We start from the raw sequence: 25,983 nt of genomic DNA, 5'->3' as shown, positions 1-25,983 counted from the left end.
CTCGCCTCCCAAACCCCTAAACCTCCAACCACTCCTTCCTCACCTGCGCATTCGCCTTCAGATCCCTCGGCGTTCCTTCGAAGACGATATGCCCGTGTCCCATCACATAAACCCGCTGCGAGATGTCCAGTGCGATAGCGAGTTTCTGTTCGATCAGCAGCACCGACACGCCGCGTTCCTTGAGCGTTTTCAGGAAATCGCCGACCAGCGTGACGATCATCGGGGCGAGGCCCTCGGTGGGTTCGTCGATCAAGATCAGGTCGGGGTCGCCCATCAGGGTGCGGCAGAGCGTCAGCATCTGCTGCTCGCCGCCCGATAGCACGCCGGCCGATGTGTTCTCGCGCTCTTTCAGGCGGGGGAACATCCGATACATGTCCTCCACTGTCCAGCGCGGCTTCTGCTGGCGCGGGTTGCGTTTTTCGCCGAGTAGCAGGTTCTGGCGGACGGTCAGCGTCGGGAAAATGTCGCGGTTCTCGGGTACGTAGCCGATGCCTGCGTGGGCGATTTCGAACGTGCGCCGTCCGAGCATTTCCTGGCCACGGAACTTTACCGAACCTTCCGCGCGAACCATGCCGAGGATGGCCTTGGCCATGGTCGAGCGTCCCACGCCATTGCGGCCGAGCAGCGCCACGATCTCGCCATCGTCGATATGGGCATCCACGCCATGCAGGATGTGGCTCTTGCCGTAATAGGCGTGCAGACCGGAAACTTCGAGCATGGGCTGGCTCATCCGAGCGCTCCTTCTTCGGCGTGTTCGTCGAGCGTGGTGCCGAGGTAGGCTTCCTTGACGCTCCGATTGTTGCGGATGGCTTCGGGGGTGTCGGTGGCGATGACCTCGCCGTAGACCAGCACCGAGATGCGATCGGCAAGGCCGAACACCACGCTCATGTCGTGCTCCACCATCACCAGCGTCTTGCCTGCCGTGACCTTGCGGATCAGTTCCACCGCGTGGTCCGATTCCGAGCGGCTCATGCCCGCCGTGGGTTCATCGAGCAGGATCACGTCGGCGCCGCCCGCAATCGTGATGCCGATTTCCAGTGCGCGCTGTTCGGCGTAGGTCAGCAGGCCGGCCTGCGAATTGCGCCGATGCTGCATGCCGATCAACTCCAGCACCTCGTCGGCGCGCTCCTTGGCGTCGCGCAGCGCCGAGAGCCTGTGCCAGAACGAATACTTGTAGCCGAGCGACCAGAGCACCGCGCAGCGCAGGTTCTCGAACACCGACAGCCGATGAAAGATGTTGGTGATCTGGAAGCTGCGCGACAAACCCATTCGATTGATCTCGAATGGTCGCAGTCCCGCAATGCTCTGCCCGTTCAGCTTCACCACGCCCGACGTCGGCGCAAACCGCCCCGAGATCAGATTGAACGTGGTGGACTTGCCCGCGCCGTTCGGGCCGATCAGCGCGTGGCGCTCGCCCTTGCCGATCGTCAGCGTGACGCCACGAATGATTTCGGTCTGGCCGAACTTCTTGCGGACGTCGGAAAGTTCCAATGCGGCCACTGTCATGCCAGACCTCCCGTTTCAGCCTGGATGGCATCCAGTTGCGCGCGGACCTTCGAGCCGGCCCATCGCCAGGCAAAGCAGCCTATCGCCCAGAGCACCGCCGCCACGATCCACGGCGTCAGCGTGCCCGCATCGAAGGCAATGCCGAACAGGCTCATGACGGTGCCGTTGGCACTATCTACCTGCACCTTGTAGATCAGTTCGACGCTCAGGATCGCAGCGGCAAGCAGAATCACCCCCGCCACAGCGCCCTGCGCATAAGACGGCAGCATCCGGCCGAACTGCTTCTTCGCCACGAGCGGCAATTGCATCAGCAGCAGGCTGGCAATGCCACCCGGCACGAACATCACCATCATCACGAAGAAGAGCCCGAGATATAGCAGCCACGCCTTGGTCAGATCGGACAATGCCACCGCGAACAGCGTGAAGACGATGGCGCCGATCACGGGACCGAAGAACACGCCGGCACCGCCGATGAACGCGGCCAGCAGCACGCCGCCGGAGCGCACCGCGCTGACGTTCTCGGCGGAAACGATCTCGAAGTTGATGGCCGACAACGCACCAGCAATGCCCGCGAAGAACGCCGACAGGATCAGCACCAGATAGCGCACGCGCTGCGTGTTGTAGCCGATGAATTCCACGCGCTCGGGGTTGTCGCGCACGGCATTGGCGATTCGGCCCAACGGTGTCTGCGTCCACGCGTACATGGCCACCATCGACACGAAGCACCAGATCGCGATCAGGTAGTACACCTGCCGGCCCGGACCGAATGTCAGGCCGAGGAATGATTCACCCACCACGCGATTGGTGGAAATGCCACCCTCGCCGCCGAAGAAATCCGGGAACATCAGCGAACTCGCGAAGACCATTTCGCCGATACCCATCGTGATCATCGCGAAGGTCGTGCCGGATTTTTTCGTCGTCACATAACCGAACAGCACGCCGAAGAACGCGCCGGCCAACCCGCCCACCAGCGGCAGCATAGACACCGGCAACCAGACCTTGCCTGCGCCCACCATGTTCAGCACATGCACAGCGATAAACGCGCCAAGGCCCGAGTACACGGCATGCCCGAACGAGAGCATGCCGGTCTGGCCCAGCAGCATGTTGTAGGACAGCGCGAAAATGATCATGATGCCCATCTGCGACATCAGGGTCACCGCGAAGCCGCCGGTGAAGATCAGCGGCATCACGATCATCAGCAGCGCCGTGATCGACCAGATCACCCAGCGCGCCAGGTTCAGCGGCCGGTAGCGCATCGTGCGGCCCGTGATCACGGGTGCGGAGCTTTGTTGCATCGTTGTGGACTCCATGGCTCAGCTCTCCCGGGTACCCATCAGGCCGCGCGGGCGGAAGATCAGCATCACCACGAGCAGCAGGTAAGGCAGTACCGGAGCAACCTGGGCCACGGTGAGCTTCCAGACCGAACTGAATGGCGTGGCATCGGTAACGGCGACACCGAAGGCACCGAACAATCCGGCCAGCGAGGCATCGATCGTTACCGCAAAGGTCTGCAGCACGCCGATCAGGATCGATGCGATGAACGCCCCGACCAGTGATCCCATGCCCCCTACCACGGCTACCACGAACACGATGGAACCGACCGCTGCCGCCATCGACGGCTCGGTGACGAATGCATTCCCGCCAATGACACCGGCCAGCCCGGCCAGCGCCGCACCACCGCCGAAAACCATCATGAACACGCGCGGCACGTTGTGGCCCAATGCCTCGACCGTTTCCGGATGCGTCAGTGCCGCCTGGATGACCAGGCCGATGCGTGTACGCGTCAGCACAAGGTAGATCGCCACCAGCATGCCCAGCGAAACGAGCATCATGAACGCGCGATATTTTGGGAAAGAGGACGTGAAGACCGTGAACAGTGGCCCGTCAAGCTCGGCGGGTATCCGGTACGGCACGGCGGCCAGTCCCCAGACGAGTTTCACACCTTCTTCGATCAGATAAGCCAATCCGAACGTGAACAGCAGTTCGGCCACGTGCCCGTATTTATGGACGGTGCGAAGTCCGAACCTTTCCACGAGTGCGCCCGCAGCGGCCACCAGTAGCGGCGCGAAGATCAGCGCCGGCCAGAAGCCGATCTTGGAAGCGATGGTGTAGGCAAAGTAGGCGCCCAGCATGTAGAAGCTGGCATGCGCAAAGTTCAGCACGCCCATCATGCTGAAAATCAGGGTGAGCCCCGACGACAGCATGAACAGCAGCAGCCCGTAGCTGAGGCCGTTCAGCAGCGAGATGACGAAGAATTCCACGGCAAAGTCCCCGGTCCGGAGCCTGATTCGACAAAGGCGACATTGTCAGGGGTTCCCGCGCTGGCGGGAACCCTTCGCGCGCACAAGGCGTGGAGATTGAGCCGGCAACGCTCGGCTCACTCCCAGCCCGACTTCAGCGTGCAGGCTATTGCGACGATCCTGGCCGCTTCATCTGGCAGGAGGTGGGCTGCGCGGCCACGAACTGGTCGAGCGCGGCATCGGTCTTCCAGCCGTACCCGGTGTTCTCCTGGTCGTACTTGACGTCCTTGCCGTTGACCTTGGTCCAGGTGGCCACCACCAGCGGCTGCTGGGCCTGGTGGTCGGACGCGCGCATTTCCACGGTGCCGTTCAGGCTTTCCACCTTGATGTTCTCAAGCGCCTTGGCCACCTTGACCGGATCGGTCGAGCCGGTGTCCTTGAAAGCCTTTGCCAGCATGGCGATGCCCGTGTACGACGCCATCACGTAGAAATCGTCGTTGTACTTCTTCTTGTAGCCTTCGATCACGTCGGCACCCTTGAAGCCGGCGTTGTTGGGGTTGTAGTAGCCCACGTACTTGACGTGCTCCGCACCGGCCGCGCCCATGGCTGTCGGCACGCCCGTGGTGCCGGCGTAATACGTGTAGTAGTCCACGGGCAGGCCCGCGTCCTTGCCGGCCTTGATCAGCAATGCCAGGTCGCTGCCCCAGTTGCCGGTGATGACCGTATCGGCCCCGGCCGCCTTGATCTTGGCCGCGTACGGCGCAAAGTCCTTGACCTGGGCCAGCGGGTGCAGGTCCTCCCCCACGATCTGGATGTCAGGACGCTTGCGCTTGAGATAGTCCTTGGCGGCGCGCGCCACCTGATGGCCGAACGAGTAGTTCTGGTTGATCAGGTAAACCTTCTTGACCTTCGGATCCTTGGCCAGGAACGTGGTCAGCGCCTCCATCTTCATGTCCGAGTTGGCGTCGAGCCGGAAATGCCAGTAGTTGCACTTGCTGTTGGTCATGTCCGGGTCCACCGCCGCGTAGTTCAGGTAGACGATTTCCTTGCCCGGATTGCGCTCGTTGTGCTTGGCCACTGCATCTTCGAGCGCCAGGCCCACCGACGAGCCGTTGCCCTGCACGATATAGCGGATATTCTGGTCGACCGCCTGCTTGAGGATAGTGAGGCTTTCCTGCGGGCTCAGCTTGTTGTCGAAGCCGACCACCTCGAACTTGTGTGCTCCACCCCAGTTCTTCTGGTTAGCCAGTTCCGCCACGTACTGCCAGCTTTTGAGCTGGTTCTGCCCAACCGGGGCCATCAGGCCCGACAGCGGATCGATGAAGGCGATCTTCACCGTATCGGCAGCCGCCACGCCAGACACCAGCGCCGAACCCATCAGAACGACTGCAGCCACTCCGGTTACCAGCGGACGCAACTTGGTCATACCTGTCTCCTTCGATTATTGTCGTTGGCGAATCGCAGCGGCCGGCGCCCTCCAGTGCGCGGACGGCCGTCTTCGCGAGATCCCGCGCTCTTTGGCGTGAATCCCGCAAACTGGCGCTGCCTGGTCCTGTGCGGAAATGCCCCGGATCACTCCGGGGCACCCATCAGGCGCCGGGCAGCCGGTAGTCCTTGAACTGCTCCCGCAGCTTGAGTTTCTGCATCTTGCCGGTGGCCGTCAGCGGAATTTCGGTCACGAAGGCGACATCATCGGGAATCCACCACTTGGCGACCTTGCCCTCGAAGAAGGCCAGCAATTCCTCGCGCGTGACGTTGGTGTCCGGGCGCTTGACCACCACCAGCAACGGGCGCTCGTCCCATTTCGGGTGGAAGGCAGAAATGCAGGCGGCCATGTGAACGGCCGGATGCGCAGCGGCCACGTTCTCGACATCGATCGACGAAATCCATTCGCCACCAGACTTGATCACGTCCTTGCTGCGATCCGTGATCTGCATGTAGCCCTCTGGATTGATCGTAGCCACGTCGCCAGTGGGGAACCAGCCGTCCACGAGCGGGCTGCCTTCGGCCCGGTAGTACTTGCTGATGACCCACGGCCCGCGCACCAGCAGATCGCCGAACGCCTTGCCGTCCCACGGCAATTCGTTGCCTTCGCCATCGACGATCTTCATGTCGACGCCATATATGACGCGACCTTGCGTCTCCAGGATCTTGTGGCGTTCGTCCTCGGACAGATCCTTGTGCCTTGCCAGCAGCTTGCACGAGGTGCCCAGCGGCGACATTTCCGTCATGCCCCAGGCATGGATCACTTCCACGTCGAGCGCTTCCAGCGCGCGGATCATCGCGGGCGGCGCCGCCGAACCACCGATCACGGTGCGGCGGAACGTGGAGAATGTCAGATTGTTCGTCTTCACATGCTGCAGCAGGCCCAGCCATACCGTCGGCACACCGGCGGAGAACGTCACGCCCTCCTGTTCGAACAATTCATAGAGCGAGGCACCATCGAGCTTGGCGCCCGGGAATACGAGCTTGGCGCCGACCAGCGGCACCGAGTAAGGCAGGCCCCACGCATTGACGTGGAACATCGGCACGACGGGCAGGATCACGTCCTTGGCCGAGCAACCCAGCGCATCGGGCAACGCCGACGCATAGGAATGCAGCACCGTGGAGCGATGCGAGTACAGCGCGCCCTTCGGATTGCCCGTGGTGCCCGACGTGTAGCAGAGGCTCGACGCGAGGTTCTCGTCGAACTCCGGCCACTCGTAGTTGCCATCGTGACGGTCGATCAAGTCTTCGTAGCAGATCAGATCGACCTTGGATTCGGCGGGCATATGGGCCCGGTCGCTCATCAGCACCCAGCCCTTCACGTTCGGGCAGTGCGGCGCCACGCCTTCCACCAGCGGCAGGAAGGTGGCGTCGAAGAACACATAGCGGTCTTCGGCGTGATTGACGATGTAAGCGATTTGCTCGGGGAACAGTCGCGGATTGATCGTATGGCAAACCGCGCCCGAGCCGGACACGGCGTAATAGATCTCAAGGTGCCGGTAGCCGTTCCACGCCAGCGTGCCCACACGCTCGCCCTGCCCCACGCCCAGCGCCCCGAGTGCCTGGGCCAGCTTGCGGGCACGCAGTTCACAATCGGCATACGTATAGCGGTGCAGGTCGCCCTCGGTACGGCGAGAGACGATTTCCGTGCTCCCGTAGTAACGGGCGGCGTGCTTGATGATGGAGGAAATGAGCAGCGGCGCGCTCATCATTTGACCCATCAATGCCATGAAACGGTCTCCTTGTTCTATGTTCGGGCACGAAAAACGAACAATCGTTCTTATTTTTGACCGATCGTTCCCTCGCGCGGCGAATGCGTCGACAAAAGCGAATAGCGGTTGAAAAAATCGATGAACTGACGCGCAAGAGGCTCTCTCCAACCGCTTGCGGACCCTGCCATGCATGGGATTGATGTCCGCCATTTGCAGCGCTTTTCGATGGTCTGCGTTGCGGCGGAAACCCTTGGTCAACAGGGGAAAACCGGTGCAAGTACAATACTGCGACCCCTGACGCGCCTCAATATGTCGTTTTCCCCTAGCGCCGCCGCCCCCATGCCCACTGACTCCACCGAAGCCCTCCCCCGCACCGCCTGCGCTGTTCCGTTCACTACGGCGCCCGGCATTGCCGCGCTGGGCGAACGCTTTTTTACGCGCCTCGCCCCCACGCCACTGCCTTCCCCCTATCTGGTCAGCGTGGCGCCTGCGGCAGCCGCATTGCTCGGCTGGGATGAAGCGGGACTGGCCCGCGCCGCGCAGGATCCTGCATTCCTCGATACGTTCATCGGCAATGGCGTGCCCGACTGGTCTGATCCGCTGGCCACCGTGTATTCCGGCCACCAGTTCGGCGTATGGGCGGGCCAGCTTGGCGATGGCCGCGCGATCCGCATTGCCGAGGCACAGCGACCCGATGGCCCGTGGGAAATCCAGCTCAAGGGCGCCGGACTGACGCCGTACTCGCGCATGGCCGATGGCCGCGCGGTGCTGCGTTCTTCGATTCGCGAATACCTGTGCTCGGAAGCCATGTACGCACTCGGCGTGCCCACGACGCGAGCGATGTCGATCATCGGCTCGGATGCGCCGGTCCGCCGCGAGACGCTGGAAACGTCCGCCGTGGTGACGCGCCTTGCGCCGAGCTTTATCCGCTTCGGACATTTCGAGCATTTCGCCGCGCGCGAGGATCATGCCAGCCTGAAGCAACTGGCCGATTTCGTGATCGACCGCTTTTATCCGGCTTGCCGCGATGACGCCAGCCCCTATCAGGCACTACTGCGCGAAGTATCGCTGCTGACTGCCGACATGGTGGCGCACTGGCAGGCAGTAGGGTTCTGCCACGGCGTAATGAACACCGACAACATGTCGATCCTCGGCCTGACCATCGACTACGGCCCGTTCGGCTTTCTCGATGCATTCGACGCCAACCACATCTGCAACCATTCGGATCAGCAGGGCCGCTACGCCTACAGCCAGCAGCCGCAGATCGCGTTCTGGAATCTGCATTGTCTGGCTCAGGCACTGCTGCCACTGTGGCGCGAGACCGATGCAGCGAATCCCGAAGCGGCCAAGCAGGCTGCGATCGATCTGGCTCACGAGGCACTGGACCCCTTCCGCGACCGGTATGCCTCCGCCTTCTTCCGCCACTATCGCGCCAAGCTCGGCCTGCGCGCCGCTCAGGACGACGATGAAGCGTTGATGACCAGCCTGTTCCAGTTGCTGCACACGCACCGTATCGACTACACGCTGTTCTGGCGCAATCTCGCCGAAGTCAGCGCGAATGGTGCCGGGCAAGACGCGCCCGTGCGCGACCTGTTCATCGACCGCGCCGCCTGGGACGCCTGGGCGAGCGAATATCGGGCGCGGCTTCAGCAGGAACAGTCGGACGACGCCGCACGCGCCGTTGCCATGCGGCAGGTCAATCCCAAGTACGTATTGCGCAATCACCTGGCCGAAACCGCGATCCGCGCCGCACGGGACAAGGACTTCTCGGAAGTGAACCGCCTGCTGGCCGTGCTGTCGAAGCCCTTCGACGAACAGCCCGAGGCAGCCCAGTATGCGGCGCTGCCGCCGGACTGGGCTTCCGGCCTTGAAGTCAGTTGCTCCTCGTAATTTCACGGCTTTCTTTCGCGCAGTTCATCCCCATATCGCCGAGGCAGCCCCCCCCGGCCACAACAACGAGAGGAAACAAGATGACCACGACCAAGACCGACGCCGAATGGCGTGAGCAGCTTTCCGATATCGAATACCGCGTGGCACGTGAATCCGCCACCGAGCGGCCCTTCACGGGCAAGTACTGGGACCACTGGAACCAGGGCATCTACCATTGCGTGGGCTGCGGCACACCGCTGTTCGAGTCGGCGACCAAGTTCGACGCCGGCTGCGGCTGGCCAAGCTATTTCAAGCCGATCAACGGCGAGGTCATTGCCGAGCACGCCGACCACACGCACGGCATGACGCGCGTGGAAGTCCGATGCAAGGAATGCGGCAGCCATCTGGGCCATGTCTTCGAGGATGGCCCCGCGCCAACCGGTTTGCGCTATTGCATCAACTCGGCTGCGCTAAAATTCGACGATCGCGATCCGGACGAACGTGGGTGACCACCGCCGCACACTCCGGACGCCCGTCCAATCCGATGTGCGGATTGCCAGCGGGCCGGCCTTGCCGGCTGGCCCCTCACCTTGCGCGTCACTTTGACCATCACCGCATGAAATTTCTTTTCGACCTGTTCCCGGTCATCCTGTTTTTCGTCGCATTCAAGCTGTTCGGCATCTATCCCGCTACAGCGGTGGCCATCGCGGCCACGGTGCTGCAGATCGTCTGGGTCCGCATCCGGCACGGCAAGGTGGAGCCGATGCAATGGGTCAGCCTCCTGATCATCGGTGTCTTCGGCGGCGCCACGATCGTGCTGCACAACGACACGTTCATCAAATGGAAGCCGACGGTGCTGTACTGGCTGTTTGCCGTGACGCTGATCGGATCGGTCATCGGCTGGCGCAAGAACCTGATCCGCGCCATGATGGAAAAACAGGTCACGCTGCCCGAACCGATGTGGGGCAAGCTCAACGCTGCCTGGGCCGCGTTCTTTGCGCTGATGGGCGTGCTGAACCTGTACGTGGCGTACCAGTTCTCGACCGATACCTGGGTCAATTTCAAGCTCTTCGGCGGCATGGGACTGATGGCGGTATTCATCGTGGCACAGAGCCTCTGGCTGTCGCGCCATATCCAGGAAACACCGTCGCAGGAAAGCGGTCCCAAGTAACGGGCGCCCACCTTTCTTTCCCTGTCCGTATTCCCTTATCAAGGATCTTCGTTTGGCAGCCGACCCCGTCCACATCGAGGCATTGCTACGCGCAGCGCTCTCCCCTTCCCACGTGCATGTCCATGACGACAGCGCCGCCCATGCCGGGCATGCCGGTGCGGCGTCCGGCGGGGGGCATTACAACGTCCTGATCGTCAGCGAGCGCTTTGCCGGTCACTCGCGCGTGGCGCGCCATCGTATGGTGTATGATGCGCTGCGCGAACTGTTCCCCGTGCAAATCCATGCGCTGGCAGTCATCGCACATACCGAACAAGAATATCAATCCCGCGAAGCATCACGCGACGCGACCCGCAACTCTCAGAACTGATTCCATGAAGACCACCGTCCTCTCGTTCAGCCTGGCGGCTGTGCTCGCTGCAGGCAGCCTGCCCGCATTCGCCCAGAACGCCGCCGTTGTGAATGGCAAGCCCATCCTGTCGGCAAAAGTGGACAAGCTGATCGCCGGCACCGGACAACCCGCGTCGCCCGAACTGCGCGACCGTGCCCGCACGATGCTGATCGACCGCGAACTGCTGCTGCAGGAAGCCACCAAGCGCGGCATCACGCAACGCGACGATATTCAGGAACAGCTCGAACAGGCCCGCCTGAACGTGCTGGCCGGTGCAGTGTTCGAGGACTACGTCCGCACGCACGGCGCCAATGACGAAGAACTGCGCAAGCAGTACGACAAGATCAAGACGCAGTTCGGCAACGGCAAGGAGTATCACGCCCGCCACATCCTGGTGGAAAAGGAAGCGGACGCCAAGGCCATCATCGCCAAGATCAAGGCCGGCGCCAAGTTCGAGGACCTGGCCAAGAGCTCGTCAAAGGACACCGGCTCCGCGGCCAACGGCGGCGATCTGGACTGGGCCAACAGCAGCAGCTACGTGCCGGAATTCTCCGCCGCGATGACCGGCCTGAAGAAGGGCCAGATGACAGACACGCCGGTCAAGACCCAGTTCGGCTGGCACATCATCGAACTCGTGGACACGCGCGACGCCAAGGTCCCGACCTTCGAGGAAGTGAAGCCGCAGCTGCAACAGATGCTGATGGGCGATCAGGCATGGCAGCGCGAGCAGTTCCAGGCCATGATGAAGTCGATCAAGGACAAGGCGAAGATCCAGTAACGGGCGCCTTTCCCGCTACCACAGTAAAAAAAGCCGGCACCTGAGTGCCGGCTTTTTCATTTGGCTCAGTAGATATGCGCGCTCGTGAACATTTGGCACCCAACGGGCGTGCGAGGTTTAGTACCATCTCTGAACCATCGGCATTGGGGCCGGGGTAACTTGCGCGATGCTGTCAGGAGACGTCTTTCATGGGGGCCACTAGCGGCTACTGGAACATGTGGCACCTCTACTCGCGCGGCATCGTCTATTGCGCGCTCGGCATGCCCCATATCGCCTGCACCGGCGACCACTGGCGCCAGATCCATCCTCACCTCCCCACGCGCGACCGCTACGCGCAATCAAAGGCCCTGCAGGCGACTATCGCGTTCATGGAAGTCCGCGGCGAAATCAAGGTGCCACCCGATGCGGACCGCCTGCGACTGCTTTACTCCCGCTATCTGCCGTGGAGCGCACGGGTCGAAGTGACCGCACCCAAGACGGACAACTACGCGCGCAATCACCCTTCCTACCAGCATACGGACGTCGCTTGAGAATCCTCTCAAATCGTCCATGATCAAGCGCAAACCGCCCCTCATCGGACACCAAAAGTTCACAAATTCGGTCTAGGCGCATGTGCTGAAAGCGCCTAGCATGGCTGCGTCCATTTCATTTCGAAGGAGCGCCATGGCCCACGTGTTCGACCTGTTCGGCTGGTTCCTCTTCAACGTCGCCATTCCGCTGCTCGCCCCGCTCGCGCTGCTGCCGTTGGCGCGCTTCGCAGAGTTCTCACGCTCGCGAAGCAACGGCATCGTCCGACGATCGGTCGAAAACGGTCAGTTGCTGTGGGCGGCAATTCCGATGAGTGCGGCGGGCTGCCATGTGCTCGCAGGGTGGATCGATCAGGCGACTGGCGGAAGGCAGTTGGCGTGGAGCCTGCTTGCTATCAACGTGTTCATCATTGTCGCGGGGTCCGTACTGGTAATGCTGGGCTCTCTCCATAGCGCTCCACGCCGCCGGCGCCGCCAGCACATGGGTACCCACCGCATCATCCAGGGTTCCATTGCGATCAGCCTCGCCAGTGCCATTACAACCTCTGTCGCGCATGCCACGCTGATTTCTAAACACTGTTAACCACTTTGCAATTCATTCAGGAGAAAGATATGAAGGCCTTCTTTATACGCATGGTCGACGATGACGATTTTCAAGGAAAGGTCGTGATTCGCGTTTCCTGCGCGATCCTCGGCTGCTCTCTGATTCTGATGGTCTGGGGTATCTACGACATCGCCACACGTTAATGTCCCGCCCAAAGAAAAACGCCTGCAATTGCAGGCGTTTTCCATTTACCAGCCAGACGTAGCTACGTCCGCTCAGCCCACCCACTTGCGGGCATTGCGGAACATGCGCATCCACGGGCTACCGCCACCGGGGATGTCCTTCCATGCGTCCGGTGCCCAGCTCATCGTTGCGGTGCGGAACACGCGCTCCGGGTGCGGCATCAGTGCCGTGAAGCGGCCGTCAACGGTAGTGACCGAGGTGATGCCTTCCGGCGAACCGTTCGGGTTCAGCGGATAGGTTTGCGTCACGGCACCGCGGTTATCGACGAAGCGCAATGCCACGTTGACCTTGCCGATATCGCCTTGCTGCGAGAAGTCGGCGAAACCTTCACCGTGCGCCACGGCGATAGGAATGCGGCTGCCTTCCATGCCGGCGAAGAAGATCGACGACGACTGCTGCACCTCCACCGTCACGAAGCGGGCTTCGTATTGCTCCGACTGGTTGCGCGTGAACTTCGGCCATGCACCGGCGCCCGGGATGATCGGGGCCAGGTTGCTCAGCATCTGGCAACCATTGCACACGCCCAGCGCGAACGTGTCGTGGCGGTTGAAGAACGCGGCAAACTGCTCGGCCATCTGGCCATTGAACAGGATCGTCTTGGCCCAGCCTTCGCCGGCGCCCAGCACGTCACCGTAGCTGAAACCGCCGCAGGCCACGAAGCCCTTGAAGTCCGCCAGGCTGGCACGGCCCGCGATCAGGTCGCTCATGTGGACGTCGACCGTGTCGAAACCGGCCAGGTCCATGCTGTAGGCCATTTCGATCTGCGAGTTCACGCCCTGCTCGCGCAGGATCGCCACGCGCGGACGATTGCCAGTAGCGATGAACGGCGCGGCGATGTCCTGAGCCGGATCGAACGTCAGCACGGGGCTAATGCCGGGGTCTGCCGCGTCGAGTACGCGGTCGTATTCGCTGTCGGCGCAGGCTGGGTTGTCGCGCAGGCGCGCAATGCGCCAGCTGACTTCCGACCACGTACGTTGCAGGTCCGCACGCGGCGCACCGAACACCTTCTTGGCATCGCGGTACACCTCGATCTGGTCTGTCGTGTTCGGCTTGCCGATCACGTGGCTGCAAGCGGACAGGCCCGCTTCGCGCAGCACCGCAAACACGGCGTCGCGTTCTTCCTGACGCACCTGGATCACCGCACCGAGCTCTTCGGAGAACAGCGCGCGCAACGTCTGGTCGTTGCGGCGCTCGGCAATCTGCTGCGTCCAGTTCTTGGCGTCGCCGTAATCCTGCTCCTGCGTCGGATCGAGCGCGAGCATGTCGACGTTCAGCGAGACACCGGTACGGCCAGCAAAAGCCATTTCCGCCACGGCTGCCATAAAACCGCCGTCCGAGCGATCATGGTAGGCCAGCAGCTTGCCTTCGCGGTTCAGGCGCTGGATCACGTTGAAGAAGTTCTTCAGGTCTTCGGGGCTATCGACGTCCGGCACGCTGTCGCCCACCTGCTGCGACACCAGTGCCAGGATGCTGCCACCCATACGATGCTTCGCACGGCCCAGGTCGATCGCGATCAGCGTGGTGTCACCGAGATCGGTGCGCAGTTGCGGCGTCAGCGTGTTATTGACGTCGTCCACGGCGGCGAAGGCCGAGATGATCAGCGAGACCGGCGCCACCACTTCCTTGTCGCCATCGGCATCGCTCCACTTGGTGCGCATCGACAGCGAATCCTTGCCCACCGGAATGCTGATGCCGAGTGCCGGGCACAGTTCCATGCCCACGGCATGCACGGTGTCATACAGCTTGGCATCCTCGCCATCCACACCACACGCTGCCATCCAGTTGGCCGACAGCTTGACCTTGTTCAGGTCCTTCACCGGCGCGGCGGCCAGATTGGTCAGCGCCTCGCCAATTGCCATGCGGCCCGATGCGGCAGCATCGATGACGGCCAGCGGCGTACGCTCGCCCATCGTCATCGCCTCACCGGCACGCCCCTTGTAGTCGAGCGTAGTCACGGCCACGTCGGCCACGGGCACCTGCCACGGGCCGACCATCTGATCGCGGGCATTCATGCCACCCACAGTACGGTCGCCGATGGTAATCAGGAACGATTTGCTGCCCACCGTGGGGTGGCGCAGCACATCGCGCACGGCCTGTTCCAGCGAGAGGCCGGTCACGTCCACCGGGGGCAGTTCCTGCTCCACGCGGCGCACGTCGCGATGCATGCGCGGCGGCTTGCCAAGCAGCACATCCATCGGCATATCGACAGCGAAGTGTTCCTTCAGCGATGCGTCGACATTGGCGTCGACGAGCTGCAATTGCTTCTCTTCCGTGGCAATACCGACCACGGCGAACGGCGAACGCTCGCGCTCGCACATGGCCCGGAAGCGCGGCAGATCGTTCGGTGCGATGGCCAGCACATAACGCTCTTGCGATTCGTTGCACCAGATCTCCGCCGGCGACAGGCCGGACTCTTCCAGATGCACCTGGCGCAGATCGAAGCGCGCGCCACGGCCAGCGCCATCCACCAGTTCGGGGAAGGCATTCGAGATACCACCCGCGCCGACGTCGTGGATCGACAGGATCGGGTTGTCTTCGCCCAGTTGCCAGCAAGCGTTGATGACTTCCTGCGCACGGCGTTCCATTTCCGGATTGCCACGCTGCACCGAATTGAAATCGAGTTCAGCGGTATTGGTGCCCGTCGCCATCGAGCTGGCGGCCCCGCCACCAATCCCGATGCGCATGCCCGGACCGCCTACCTGGATCAGCAGCGTGCCAGCCGGCAGCGGGTCCTTGTGCGTGTGATTGGCGTCGATGTTACCGATGCCGCCGGCGATCATGATCGGCTTGTGATAGCCGCGCACGGTGCCGCCCACGTTCTGCTCGTAGACGCGGAAGTAGCCGCCCAGGTTGGCACGGCCGAATTCGTTATTGAACGCGGCGCCGCCGAGCGGGCCGTCAATCATGATCTGCAACGGCGAGGCGATGCGGTCCGGCTTGCCGGTCACACCCGGCTTGTCGTCCGGGTTGCGATGGGCCATCGGCTGGGCCGCGTCACGCGCGTTTTCCCAGGATTCCACGGCATCCGGCAACATCAGGTTCGACACGGTGAAACCGGTCAGGCCGGCCTTGGGCTTGGCGCCCCGGCCGGTGGCGCCTTCGTCGCGGATTTCACCGCCAGCGCCGGTGGACGCACCCGGGAACGGCGAGATCGCCGTGGGGTGGTTGTGCGTTTCCACCTTCATCAGCGTATGGGTCAACGCCTCGTGGCGGCCATACTGCTGGCCGTCTCCGCGCGGGAACCAGCGCTCGGCCACATCGCCTTCCATCACGGCCGAGTTGTCCGAGTACGCGACGATGGAACCTTGCGGGTTCAACTGGTGCGTATTGCGGATCATCGCGAACAGCGACTTGTCCTGCGCCACACCGTCGATCGTCCAGGTCGCGTTGAAGATCTTGTGGCGGCAATGTTCGCTGTTGGCCTGCGCGAACATCATCAGTTCGACGTCGGTCGGGTTGCGACCCAGCTTGCCGTAGTTTTCCAGCAGGTAATCGATTTCGTCTTCCGACAACGCCAGGCCCATGGCCGTATTGGCATTCTCCAGCGCCGTGCGGCCGGCGGAAATGTCGATGAACTGGAGCGGCTTGGCCGGCAGTTCTTGGAACAGGCCGGCGGCCTCGTCGCGCGAGGCGATGACCGTTTCGGTCATGCGGTCGAACAGGTGTGCAGCCACGGCGGCGCGCGTGCCAGCGTCCAGCGTCTTGCGGCCGCGCAGCAGGCCCTTCTTGCAGATGACGGTGATTTCGATACCGCGCTCGACGCGGTGGACATGCGTCAGGCCGCAGTTATGGGCGATATCGGTGGCCTTGCTGGCCCACGGCGAAATCGTGCCGAAGCGCGGAATCACCACAAAGCGGTCGCCATCGGCCGGCGCCGTGAATGGTGCGCCGTAGGTCAGCATCGCGCCTATGCGCGTCTGTTCCTCGGCAGTGAGCGGGGTATCCGAATCGACAAAGTGCACGAACTGGCCATGCACCGATTCGATATCGGCGTCGATTTGCTGGAGAGCGGCAAGCAGGCGTTGCTGACGGAAGGCAGAAAGCGCCAAAGCGCCAGGGAAGCACGAAAAATGCGCCATGATCGGTACGGGCAGGAGGCTGGAGGGTCGGGGCTCGCGGCCGCCGGCACTGCTGAATGGAATGCCGGCTGGCGGAAAACCGCTATTGTACCTTGTTACACCGCCCTCAACGCCGCCAATCTCAGAGAGAAGTCGCCGAGCGTGCGGCCTGCTCGTAGAGACCGGTCAATACGCGCAGCAAGCGCGCCAGTTCGCCGATTTCCACGTTCTCGTCGCTGCCCTCGGTGAAATTGCTCGTCAGGCACTGTTCGCGGATCTCGCGGTACCGGGCGCAGGCTTCCGTCCCGGCCGTCGTCGTGGCGTAAGTGGCTTCCTTGCCCACGCGCTCGCCCGCGACCAATCCCAGGCCAACAAGCTTCTTCAATGCGTAAGTGACGAGGTGAGTGTCTTCCACGTTGAGCACGAAGCAGATGTCCGCCAGCCGCTTGGCCCGGCCGCGATGGTTCACATGGTGCAGCACCAACACATCCAGGAAGGTCAGGTCGCGCACGCCGGCTGCGCCCATGCAGCGCACCACCCAGCGGCTGTAGGCGTTGTAGGCCGTGTTCAATCCGAACTCGAATTCGGAAAGCTCCGGGCTGCGTACCGAAACGAGATGTGACGAAGAAACGATATTGACGCCAGGGGCCCGGGTCAGCGGTGCGGGTCGCGCGCTGACGCCGCCGGTTGCGTCGGAACTCTCCAACACTTCGGAACCATGGGATGAAGCGTCTGCCTGACGGTCCTGCGCGGGCTTGCGTGGCATGGTAGCGAACCTTCTTTTCTGTGACGAGTGCGAGGGAATGCAGCATTTTATCGGCAAATCACCCTCGATCTGCGATCAAACCCGACGGAAATTGGGCCTTATGACGGGGCCGCCTGACCTCGCTCCCTCAGTCTTCCACCCATACCGCCGTGACCACCGCCTCCGGGGTCGCGGCAAAGCGAACCTCGAACAGCGTGCCAACGGGCCATCGCGCATGCCAATCGCAAGTCAGCGCCAGTTCCAGTACACCGGGTGCGCAGCCGGCCAGCCGCGCAGCCTCGAAATCGAAGAAGCGGCGCACAGTGGGGAACAGCGCCTTGTAGAGCGATTCCTTCGCGGAGAACAGCAGTGTCACAGCGTCGGCGCGGGTGCGCCCGAGGCCGGCAGCCAACGCCGCGATGTCTTCGGGCAATGCCACCATTGCGGCGATTTCCTCGGCACGGTCAGGCGCCAGCCACTGCTCCACGTCGATGCCAACGGCACCGAGTTCTCCCACCTGCGCCACCGCTGCGGCCAACGCCACGGCCCGGTCGGTCGTATGGCTGATCGAGCCGATCCAGCCGACCGGCCATACCGGCAGTCCTTCGTCATCACGGGCCGGGGTCACCGCCCCGGCACCCGCATGCACCAGTGCGTGGCGCGCGCAGTGCCGACCCGCGCGAAATTGGGTCCGGCGACGCGGTGACGCCGCAGCCAACGACGCAGGTAATGGCTCGTTCGCAAACGCCGATGCATCGTCGCTGCGCCACGTCACGGCATGCATCGACACGGTTGCAGGCAGGCCCAACCCGGCACGGAGCGTCTCCGAATCGAACCCGCATACTGCATTGTTCATGGCGTCCCTGGATCGAGGTTGAGCGGCAGCCGAGCGGCGGAACTCCGCATTGGCCTTGCCGCAACATACAGACCATCCCTATCTGTCGGGGCAGGCCGCTTCTTGCTAGGCTGAGGTGTCCCCGCGCGCACGCCCCGAACAGGCCGCAAGTGTAGCGTGCCGGGCACGAGCCTTGCATCAGCCCCGAACGTTCGACGTCGCGGCAGGTGGCCGAGCCACCACCATGTTGCGACCATTGAAGTGACCACAATCCTGCGCCATGTATCAGACAAAGCGACCATGGCGCGCTGGCAGTTCCAGGTAGTCCAACCCGCGCAGTCGGGCAGGCGCCCACGCGCAACACCAGGAGAGATCGAGATGCGAGTCAAGGCATTGGCAGTCGCGGCGGCGGCATTGCTGCTGGCCGCCACGGCGGCACGGGCAGACACCAAATGGGACCTCCCCACGGGCTACCCGGCCACCAACCTGCACACCGAAAACCTGCAACAGATGGCCGCGGATGTAGACAAGGCCACGGGCGGCAAGCTCAAGATCGTGATCCATCCGAATGGCTCGCTGCTCAAGGCCAACGAGATCAAGCGCGGGGTACAGACCGGCCAGGTACAGATGGGCGAGATCCTGATGTCGCTGCTGGCCAACGAGAATCCGGTCTTCGGCGTGGATGCGGTGCCGTTCCTGGCCACCAGCTATGCAGACTCCTACAAGCTCTGGCAGGCATCCAAACCCACCACGGACAAGGTGCTGGACCGCCAGGGCATGAAGCTGCTCTACGCCGTGGCATGGCCGCCGCAAGGCATCTACGCGAACAAGCCGATCAACAGCGCCGCCGACATGAAGGGCCTCAAATGGCGCGCCTACAACCCGGCCACGTCGAAGATTGCCGAGATCGTGGGCGCCCAGCCCGTGACCATCCAGGCCGCCGACCTGGCGCAGGCTTTGGCTACCGGCACCGTGAACTCCTTCATGTCGTCCGGCGCCACGGGCGTGGACACCAAGGTCTGGGAATCGGTCAAGTACTTCTACACCGTCGATGCCTGGCTGCCCAAGAACATGCTGGTGGTCAGCAAGAAGGCCTTCAACGCGCTGGACAAGCCCACGCAGGATGCCCTGCTGAAGGCGGTAGCCGATGCCGAGAAACGCGGCTGGCAAATCTCCGAGCAGAAGACCAAGGAATACCTGGCCACGCTGGCGAAGAACGGCATGACCGTGGCGCCGCCGTCCGCGCAACTGAAGGGCGACATGCAGAAAGTGGGGGAGACCATGGTCAACGACTGGGCCAAGAGCGCGGGCGACGATGGCAAGGCCATCCTCGACGCCTACAAGAAATAGGCCATCGAAACAGGCAGCCGGCGGTAGACAGCCGCCGTTGCCGCAGTGCGCCTTGGCCCGGCGGGCATGCCTCGTGCAGCCTGCCGGGTTCTCTTTGTTCATGGTTGCGTGGGGCGATCTCAGGTCGCCGCGCGCATCACAGGTAGCCCGCCCCCCCATGCAAGCCCCCTATCCTGCCAAGCCTGCCGAACCTTCCAAAAGATGGCTCGACCACCTGCTTGACTTGTTTGCCGCGCTCGGCGCGCTCTGCATCCTGGCCGTCTGCATCGTCATGATCGCGATGTCGATTTCGCGCGAGACACAAATCGTGCTCAAGGGCGGCGACGACATCGTCTCCTGGCTCTGCGCCGCATCGGCCTTCCTCGTCCTTGGCCAGACCTTCCAGCACGGCGGCATCGTCCGCGTGGAAATGCTTCTTGAGGCCGTAGGTCCGAAGCGCCGATGGGTGCTCGAAGTCCTCTCGCTCTCCATCTGCCTCGTGTTCGCCGGTTATGCCGCGTGGGCGCTCGGCACGTTCGCGTGGCAAAGCTGGGACATCGGCGATGTCTCGCAAGGCCAGATCGTGATTCCGCTATGGATTCCGCAAAGTTTCGCCGTAGTCGGCGCGCTCGGCTTCCTGCTGGCCGTGGCCGACGAATGGCTGCGCGTGGTGCGCCACCAGAAGCCGCGCTACCAATTGGCACAGGAAGCCAAGCTGGCGTCGGGCGATTTCGGGGAGACGGTCTGATGAGCACCGTACTTGTTGCATTGATCCTGCTGCTCGTGATGATCGTATTCCTCGCGATCGGCGCATGGATTCCGGTGGCTATCGCAGTCACGTCGTGGGTGGGACTCGTCGTGTTTTCGGATCACGACGCACTGGTCAACCTTGCCAACTCCTGGTGGTCGTCGAGCGCGTCCTACACGCTGGCCTCGCTGCCGCTGTTCGTGTGGATGGGCGAGATCCTGTTCCGCACCAAGCTCTCCGAGCAGATGTTCAACGGCCTGTCGCCGTGGTTGAACTGGCTGCCGGGACGGCTGATGCACGTGAACATCCTGGGCTGCGGCATCTTCGGCTCGGTGTCGGGGTCATCGGCGGCTACCTGCGCGACCATCGCCAAGTCCGCCCTGCCCGAACTCACGCGGCGCGGCTACGACGAGCGCATTACGCTGGGCTCGCTGTCCTGCGCCGGCACGCTTGGCATCCTGATTCCGCCTTCGATCACGATGGTGGTCTATGCGGTGTCCGCCGATGTGTCGATCATCCGCGTGTTCCTGGCAGGCTTCCTGCCCGGACTGCTGCTGATGCTGCTGTTCTCGGGATACATCGTGGTCTGGGCGCTGGCCAATCCGTCGAAAACACCCAAGGCCGAAACCTTCGGCTGGCGGGCGCGGCTGGCGTCGATCAAGCAACTGATGCCCTGCATCATCCTGATCGCGTTCATCACGTGGATCATGATCACCGGCTACTCCACGGCGACCGAGGCGGCGGCGTATGGCGTGGTGGCATCGCTCGGGCTGGCCTGGGCGGGCGGATCGCTCACGCGCAAGGCGTTCTGGGAGAGCCTGATGTCGGCCACCCGGCTGACCGCGATGATCATGTTCGTGCTGGGCGCCACCTCGTTCCTGTCCGTGACGATGAGCTTCACCGACATTCCGCGTGCGTTGGCCGAATGGGTGGCGGCGCTGCATCTCTCGCCCTGGGCGTTGATCGCGGTGCTGACCGTCATCTACATCATCCTGGGCACGGCGCTCGACGGCATCTCGATGATCGCGCTAACCACCGCAACCGTACTCCCGATGGTGCAGGCCGCGGGCTTCGACCTGGTGTGGTTCGGCATCTTCATCGTGCTGCTGGTGGAGATTGCAGAGGTGACACCGCCCGTGGGCTTCAACCTCTTCGTCCTACAGAGCATGACCGGGAAGGACAGCAACTACATCGCCCGCGTGTCGCTGCCGTTCTTCATGATGATGGTGGTTGCCATCGGGATCATCACCATCTGGCCCACCGTGGTGACATGGCTGCCGGACCTCGTCATGGCGAAGGAACTCAAGTAGCGGCAACGCAAGCAACACGGAGGCGGGGTGGGCGCGGCGCGTCGGATGGGGCAGAATCGTGGAAGATCCGCTCGCGCCCCGCACAGCACCCGATGAACACTGCCGCGCCACCCTGCTCCGCGTCACCCTCCGCGCCGGTCCCCGACGCCGCATGGAGGTCGCTCGACGCTGCCGCCATCGCCAATCCCACGCCGCTCTATGACGTGGCCGCGATCCGCCAGATCGAGCAGGCCGGACTCGACACCACGCCGCCGTTCACGTTGATGTCGCGTGCCGGTACAGCGGCGGCGGACTGGGTGAGCCAGCACGTACCCGAGGGCCGCATCCTGTTTCTGGCCGGACGTGGCAACAACGGCGGCGACGCGCTGGTGGCGGCCACGCGCCTGCACCAAGCCGGCCGGCTCGTGGAAGCGTGGCTGATCGCCGAGGCCGACCAGTTGCCCGCCGATGCCGCGCGCGCCTGGCTCGACGCGCGCACGGCCGGCGTGCCGCTGCTCGCCATGCATCCCGATCCCGACGCCGCCCTGCCGCCATGGCCGGCCGGCTGCGCCGCCGTGGTCGATGGCCTGCTCGGCATCGGCCTGAACCGCAGCGCGGACGGCAACGTGGCGCGCTGGATCGCGCATCTCAATACCTCGCACCTGCCTGTGTACGCCCTCGACGTGCCGAGCGGACTGTTTGCGGATACCGGCGCCGGCCAACCCGCCGTGCGTGCACAGCGCACCCTGACCTTCCTCGCCGCCAAGCCCGGACTGCTGACACTCGATGGGCGCGATTGCGCAGGCGATATCGATATCGCACCGCTCGGTCTCGGCGCCAGCCAGCCCTCCCCTGCGCCCGTGGCCATGGTCAACCAGCCGGGCGGCTTCGTGCGCGCCCTGCCCCGGCGCGATCACGCCGGCAACAAGGGGCGCTACGGCAACGTGGCGGTAATCGGTGGCTGCCATGGCATGACCGGCGCTCCCCTGCTCGGCGCCCGCGCGGCGCTCCATCTTGGGGCCGGACGCGTGCATGTGGGATTCCTCGCGCAGCCCGCGCCGGCCATCGACCCCGTGCATCCGGAACTGATGCTGCATGCGCTATCCGAACTGGCGCTCGACGACATGTCGGCCATCGTTGCCGGCCCTGGCATGGGCAACGGCACCGCCGCCCGCAAACACCTGTCGCAACTGTTCGATGTGTGCGCCAATGCGGAACCCACCATTCCGATCGTGCTCGATGCCGACGCATTGAACCTGCTCGCGGCCGACACTGGCTTGCGCGACCAGATGCGAGCCAGCGGTCTCGACTGCATCCTGACCCCGCACCCGCTCGAAGCCGCCCGCCTGCTGGGCAGCAGCGTGTCCGAGGTCCAGCGCGACCGCCTGGCCACCGCACACGCGCTGGCAGCCCAGTGGCACGCGACCATCGTGCTCAAGGGGTCCGGCACGATTATCGCCACTCCCGATGACGCACCACCTGCCATCAATCCCACTGGCAATGCCGGCCTGTCCACCGCCGGCACGGGCGACGTGCTGGCGGGCATGATCGGTGCCTTGCTCGCCCAAGGCGTACCCGCGGCCGCCGCCGCACGAGCCGCCGTCTGGATCCATGGCCGCGCGGCGGATCGGCTCGTCGACGCCGGCACCGGGCCGGCTGGCATGACGGCGAGCGAACTCTACCTGCCCGCCCGGGCCACACTCAACGCATTGCTCGAAGGCCGTCCGGCATGAGTCGTTTTGCCATACTGGACGGCGACGATAGCTCGCGCCGTCAACTCCTCACGGGCATCGGTCTGCTCGTGATCGGTCAATGGATACTGAGCCTGCTCGACGCCACGGGCAAGACCCTGACACAGCAAGGCTTGCCCGTGGTGGCCGTGGCCTGGGTCCGCTATCTCGGCCACGTCGCGGCCATCTTCCTGCTGATCGGCCCCACGCGCTGGCAGCAGCTATCGCGCCCCGCCGTGCCCCGGCTGCAATGGCTGCGCGGTGCGCTGATGCTGGCCTCGACGCTTGTTTTCTTCAGCGTATTGAAGCTGATGCCGTTGGCTACCGCCACGGCGCTGAACTTCTGCGCACCGCTGATCGTGGTAGCGCTGTCACCGTGGCTGCTTGGCGAGCGTCCCGGCGTGCATGCTCGCTGGATGCGTTGGATCGGCGTCATCATCGGCTTTGGCGGCATGCTCGTGGTAGTGCGTCCCGGTGGCGAACTCAACTCGCTCGGGGTGGGATTGGGGTTGCTGTCGGCGCTACTCTTCGCGCTGCTGCAGATGCTCACGCGCCGCATCGCCGCGTATGACGCACCGATGACAACGTTGATCCAGAGCGGCGTGACCGGCGCCACGCTGACCACCCTGCTCGTGCCCTTCTTCTGGTTCGAGGCCATGCCGACGCCGATGCAGTGCGCGCTGCTGCTGTCGGCCGGACTGACCGGCTCCCTCGGCCACTACTTCGTGATTCGTGCCTTCCAGTATGCCGATGCTTCGTTCCTGAGCCCGTTCCTGTACCTGCAGATCTTCTCCGCGACCATCGTCGGCTACCTCGCTTTCGGGCACCTGCCCGACTGGACCACCGCGCTCGGCATCGCCGTGATCTGCGTAGGCGGCCTGTGCGTGGCGGGCGGCGAACCGCTGCTGCGCCGTGTGGCCGCGCGGTTGCGGCGTTGAGGCGTACCGCGCGTGCGATGGCGCACATAGGGCGCCAGGCGTCGGACAACGACCGATAGGTGGTCGCGCTACAGGCTGTTAAGGTTGCCGATGATGCAAGCGCCGTTACTTTTTGCAGCCACTTCAGGCTTTTGACATCACATCTGCGCGAATATACTTGTCACTGCCCCCGCCAACGTAGCCGGGCCGTCTCACCGATTTCCAGAAGAACGCATGCCGACTGAACTCCACGCCTGGACCACCCTTCGCCAACACTTCGATGCCATCCGCCATACGCCGATGCAGCAGTGGTTTGCCGAAGCCGAGGCCGCACGCCGGGTCGAGGACTTTTCGCTGGAAGCCGCCGGGCTCTACCTGGACTACTCCAAGAACCGAATCACGTTCGAAACCTTCGCACTGCTGATGAAGCTGGCCGAAGAAGCGGGCGTCACCCAGCGCCGCGACGCCATGTTTGCGGGCGAACACATCAACACCACCGAGGATCGCGCCGCGCTGCACGTGGCGCTACGCGCGCTACCCGAGGCGCCGTTCAAGGTCGATGGTCAGTCGGTGATGCCGGGCATCCACGACGTACTGCGCCGCATGCGCGATTTCGCGGACCGCGTGCGCACCGGCGCCTGGACCGGCTTCACCCGCCAGCCCATCTCGGACATCGTGAACATCGGCATCGGCGGCTCCGACCTCGGCCCGCGCATGGTGTGCCGCGCCTTGGCGCACCTGGCCGATCCACGCGGCCCGCGCATGCACTTCGTGTCGAACGTCGATGGCACCGAACTGGCGGAGACGCTGGTACGGCTCGATCCGGCCCGCACGCTCGTGATCGTCTGCTCCAAGACGTTCACCACGCTCGAAACCATGGCCAACGCGTGCAGCATGCGCGAGTGGTTCCTCCAGAACGGTGTGGCCGAGAACCAGTTGGCACGGCATTTCGTGGCGGTTTCCACAAACCGCGAGGCGGTGGTCAAGTTCGGCATCGACCCGGACAACATGTTCGAATTCTGGGATTGGATCGGTGGGCGCTTCTCGCTGTGGTCGTCGGTTGGCTTGTCGATCGCGCTGGCCGTGGGCTTCGATGCGTTCGAAGACCTCCTGCTCGGCGGTCGGGCCATGGACGACCATTTCCGCACCGCCCCGCTCGCGCGCAACATGCCCGTGGTGCTGGGGATGCTCGGCATCTGGTATCGCAATTTCTTCGGCATGCCCACGAGCTGCATGGCGCCCTATTCGACGTCGCTCGAACTGTTTCCTGCGTTCCTGCAGCAACTGGAGATGGAGAGCAACGGCAAGTCGGTGCAGCTCAATGGCGATCCGGTGCACGTGGACACCTCGCCCGTGGTCTGGGGCACGGCCGGCACCAACGGCCAGCATGCCTATTTCCAGATGATCCACCAGGGCTCGCAGGTGGTGCCGGTGGACTTCGTCGCCCCGCTGGTACCACCGCGCGAATTGCCGGGACATCATGCCAAGCTGCTGGCCAACTGCTTCGCACAGGCTGAGGCACTGATGCGTGGCCGCAGCGCGGAGGAGTTGCGCGCGGCCGGCGTCAACGACGAAGCCCGTATCCCGCACATGGTGTTCGACGGCAACCGCCCGAGCAATACGTTGCTGATGGAAGACCTGACGCCGCATGTGCTGGGCGCACTGATTGCGCTCTACGAACACCGCACGTTCGTGCAGGGCGTGGTCTGGAACATCAACTCGTTCGACCAATGGGGCGTGGAGCTTGGCAAGATTCTCGCCCGCCCCATCGAATCCGAACTGACCGGCAAGGGCACGGCCGTGCACGATGCATCGACCGCCTCGCTGATCGCCCGCGCCCGTGACGTGCTGGCGCGCGGCTGATCCGCC

General features: G+C 63.6%; 23 protein-coding genes. 14 read left to right on the top strand and 9 right to left on the bottom strand.

Going from position 1 to position 25,983, the window contains the following annotated elements; all coding sequences use genetic code 11:
* Positions 1-16 precede the first annotated feature (16 nt).
* The 6 genes from GA566_RS07155 to GA566_RS07130 form a co-directional block, all read right to left on the bottom strand.
* A complete protein-coding gene (locus GA566_RS07155; RefSeq protein ID WP_137928123.1) occupies positions 17-730 on the bottom strand; it encodes an ABC transporter ATP-binding protein in 714 nt (237 codons plus the stop codon).
* On the bottom strand, positions 727-1,506 hold the full coding sequence (locus GA566_RS07150; protein WP_137928122.1) for an ABC transporter ATP-binding protein: 780 nt from the start codon (positions 1,504-1,506) through the stop codon (positions 727-729). The genes GA566_RS07155 and GA566_RS07150 overlap by 4 nt, the downstream gene beginning before the upstream one ends.
* The gene (locus GA566_RS07145) at positions 1,503-2,816 is read right to left on the bottom strand and encodes a branched-chain amino acid ABC transporter permease (protein ID WP_160472255.1); all 1,314 of its coding nucleotides are present in this window, start codon (positions 2,814-2,816) and stop codon (positions 1,503-1,505) included. The genes GA566_RS07150 and GA566_RS07145 overlap by 4 nt, the downstream gene beginning before the upstream one ends.
* Positions 2,817-2,819: 3 nt before the next feature.
* Complete coding sequence (locus tag GA566_RS07140) at positions 2,820-3,767, bottom strand: branched-chain amino acid ABC transporter permease (protein ID WP_137928120.1); 948 nt, start codon at positions 3,765-3,767, stop codon at positions 2,820-2,822.
* Positions 3,768-3,912: 145 nt separating this feature from the next.
* Complete coding sequence (locus GA566_RS07135; RefSeq protein WP_137928119.1) at positions 3,913-5,172, bottom strand: branched-chain amino acid ABC transporter substrate-binding protein; 1,260 nt, start codon at positions 5,170-5,172, stop codon at positions 3,913-3,915.
* Positions 5,173-5,335: 163 nt separating this feature from the next.
* The gene (locus GA566_RS07130) at positions 5,336-6,961 is read right to left on the bottom strand and encodes a 3-(methylthio)propionyl-CoA ligase (RefSeq protein ID WP_137928118.1); all 1,626 of its coding nucleotides are present in this window, start codon (positions 6,959-6,961) and stop codon (positions 5,336-5,338) included.
* 321 nt (positions 6,962-7,282) lie between these two features.
* On the opposite strand from GA566_RS07130, the gene GA566_RS07125 reads away from it, so the two are divergent.
* The 8 genes from GA566_RS07125 to GA566_RS33540 all read left to right on the top strand — a co-directional run bounded on the left by GA566_RS07125 (position 7,283) and on the right by GA566_RS33540 (position 12,423).
* Positions 7,283-8,833 (top strand): YdiU family protein, encoded by a 1,551-nt coding sequence (locus tag GA566_RS07125; RefSeq protein ID WP_160472253.1) that lies wholly within the window; start codon positions 7,283-7,285, stop codon positions 8,831-8,833.
* Positions 8,834-8,913: 80 nt separating this feature from the next.
* Positions 8,914-9,321, top strand: coding sequence for a peptide-methionine (R)-S-oxide reductase MsrB (msrB, locus tag GA566_RS07120; protein ID WP_137928116.1), 408 nt, complete (start codon positions 8,914-8,916; stop codon positions 9,319-9,321).
* A gap of 107 nt (positions 9,322-9,428) precedes the next feature.
* Positions 9,429-9,983, top strand: a complete 555-nt coding sequence (locus tag GA566_RS07115; RefSeq protein WP_137928115.1) for a septation protein A — start codon at positions 9,429-9,431, stop codon at positions 9,981-9,983.
* A 52-nt stretch (positions 9,984-10,035) separates the two neighbouring features.
* Positions 10,036-10,350 (top strand): BolA family transcriptional regulator, encoded by a 315-nt coding sequence (locus tag GA566_RS07110; RefSeq protein ID WP_137928114.1) that lies wholly within the window; start codon positions 10,036-10,038, stop codon positions 10,348-10,350.
* Positions 10,351-10,354: 4 nt separating this feature from the next.
* Positions 10,355-11,149, top strand: coding sequence for a peptidylprolyl isomerase (locus GA566_RS07105; RefSeq protein WP_137928113.1), 795 nt, complete (start codon positions 10,355-10,357; stop codon positions 11,147-11,149).
* A 188-nt stretch (positions 11,150-11,337) separates the two neighbouring features.
* Positions 11,338-11,679 (top strand): hypothetical protein, encoded by a 342-nt coding sequence (locus GA566_RS07100; protein WP_137928112.1) that lies wholly within the window; start codon positions 11,338-11,340, stop codon positions 11,677-11,679.
* Positions 11,680-11,812: 133 nt separating this feature from the next.
* Positions 11,813-12,259 (top strand): hypothetical protein, encoded by a 447-nt coding sequence (locus GA566_RS07095; protein WP_137928111.1) that lies wholly within the window; start codon positions 11,813-11,815, stop codon positions 12,257-12,259.
* A 29-nt stretch (positions 12,260-12,288) separates the two neighbouring features.
* Positions 12,289-12,423 carry a hypothetical protein gene (locus GA566_RS33540; protein ID WP_255459310.1) on the top strand — a complete coding sequence of 45 codons (135 nt, stop codon included), beginning with the start codon at positions 12,289-12,291 and terminating at the stop codon, positions 12,421-12,423.
* Between the two features lie 72 nt (positions 12,424-12,495).
* Here the strand turns inward: GA566_RS33540 and purL are convergent, their stop codons facing one another.
* The 3 genes from purL to GA566_RS07080 all read right to left on the bottom strand — a co-directional run bounded on the left by purL (position 12,496) and on the right by GA566_RS07080 (position 18,122).
* Complete coding sequence (purL, locus tag GA566_RS07090; RefSeq protein WP_160472251.1) at positions 12,496-16,542, bottom strand: phosphoribosylformylglycinamidine synthase; 4,047 nt, start codon at positions 16,540-16,542, stop codon at positions 12,496-12,498.
* A gap of 121 nt (positions 16,543-16,663) precedes the next feature.
* Positions 16,664-17,287, bottom strand: a complete 624-nt coding sequence (locus tag GA566_RS07085) for a winged helix DNA-binding protein (protein ID WP_160472249.1) — start codon at positions 17,285-17,287, stop codon at positions 16,664-16,666.
* A 127-nt stretch (positions 17,288-17,414) separates the two neighbouring features.
* Positions 17,415-18,122, bottom strand: coding sequence for a 4'-phosphopantetheinyl transferase (locus tag GA566_RS07080; RefSeq protein WP_160472246.1), 708 nt, complete (start codon positions 18,120-18,122; stop codon positions 17,415-17,417).
* Between the two features lie 357 nt (positions 18,123-18,479).
* Between GA566_RS07080 and GA566_RS07075 the strand changes: the two genes are divergently transcribed.
* The 6 genes from GA566_RS07075 (at position 18,480) to pgi (ending at position 25,977) form a co-directional block, all read left to right on the top strand.
* A complete protein-coding gene (locus tag GA566_RS07075; RefSeq protein WP_137928107.1) occupies positions 18,480-19,451 on the top strand; it encodes a TRAP transporter substrate-binding protein in 972 nt (323 codons plus the stop codon).
* A 157-nt stretch (positions 19,452-19,608) separates the two neighbouring features.
* A complete protein-coding gene (locus GA566_RS07070; RefSeq protein WP_160472245.1) occupies positions 19,609-20,178 on the top strand; it encodes a TRAP transporter small permease subunit in 570 nt (189 codons plus the stop codon).
* The gene (locus GA566_RS07065) at positions 20,178-21,488 is read left to right on the top strand and encodes a TRAP transporter large permease (protein ID WP_160472243.1); all 1,311 of its coding nucleotides are present in this window, start codon (positions 20,178-20,180) and stop codon (positions 21,486-21,488) included. The genes GA566_RS07070 and GA566_RS07065 overlap by 1 nt, the downstream gene beginning before the upstream one ends.
* Positions 21,489-21,580: 92 nt before the next feature.
* Entirely contained in the window at positions 21,581-23,200 is a 1,620-nt protein-coding gene (locus tag GA566_RS07060) for an NAD(P)H-hydrate dehydratase (protein WP_160472241.1), read from the top strand.
* Positions 23,197-24,135: a DMT family transporter gene (locus GA566_RS07055; RefSeq protein ID WP_160472239.1), complete on the top strand. Its 939-nt coding sequence runs from the start codon at positions 23,197-23,199 to the stop codon at positions 24,133-24,135. Before GA566_RS07060 ends, GA566_RS07055 begins: the two co-directional genes overlap by 4 nt.
* Before the next feature lie 213 nt (positions 24,136-24,348).
* Complete coding sequence (pgi, locus tag GA566_RS07050) at positions 24,349-25,977, top strand: glucose-6-phosphate isomerase (protein ID WP_160472237.1); 1,629 nt, start codon at positions 24,349-24,351, stop codon at positions 25,975-25,977.
* Positions 25,978-25,983 lie beyond the last annotated feature (6 nt).

Origin of the sequence: Cupriavidus sp. SW-Y-13 (assembly GCF_009793345.1) — a bacterium.
Lineage (GTDB): Bacteria > Pseudomonadota > Gammaproteobacteria > Burkholderiales > Burkholderiaceae > Cupriavidus.
Note: the sequence above shows the minus strand (reverse complement) of the source record. Positions and strands in the feature narration are given on the sequence as shown.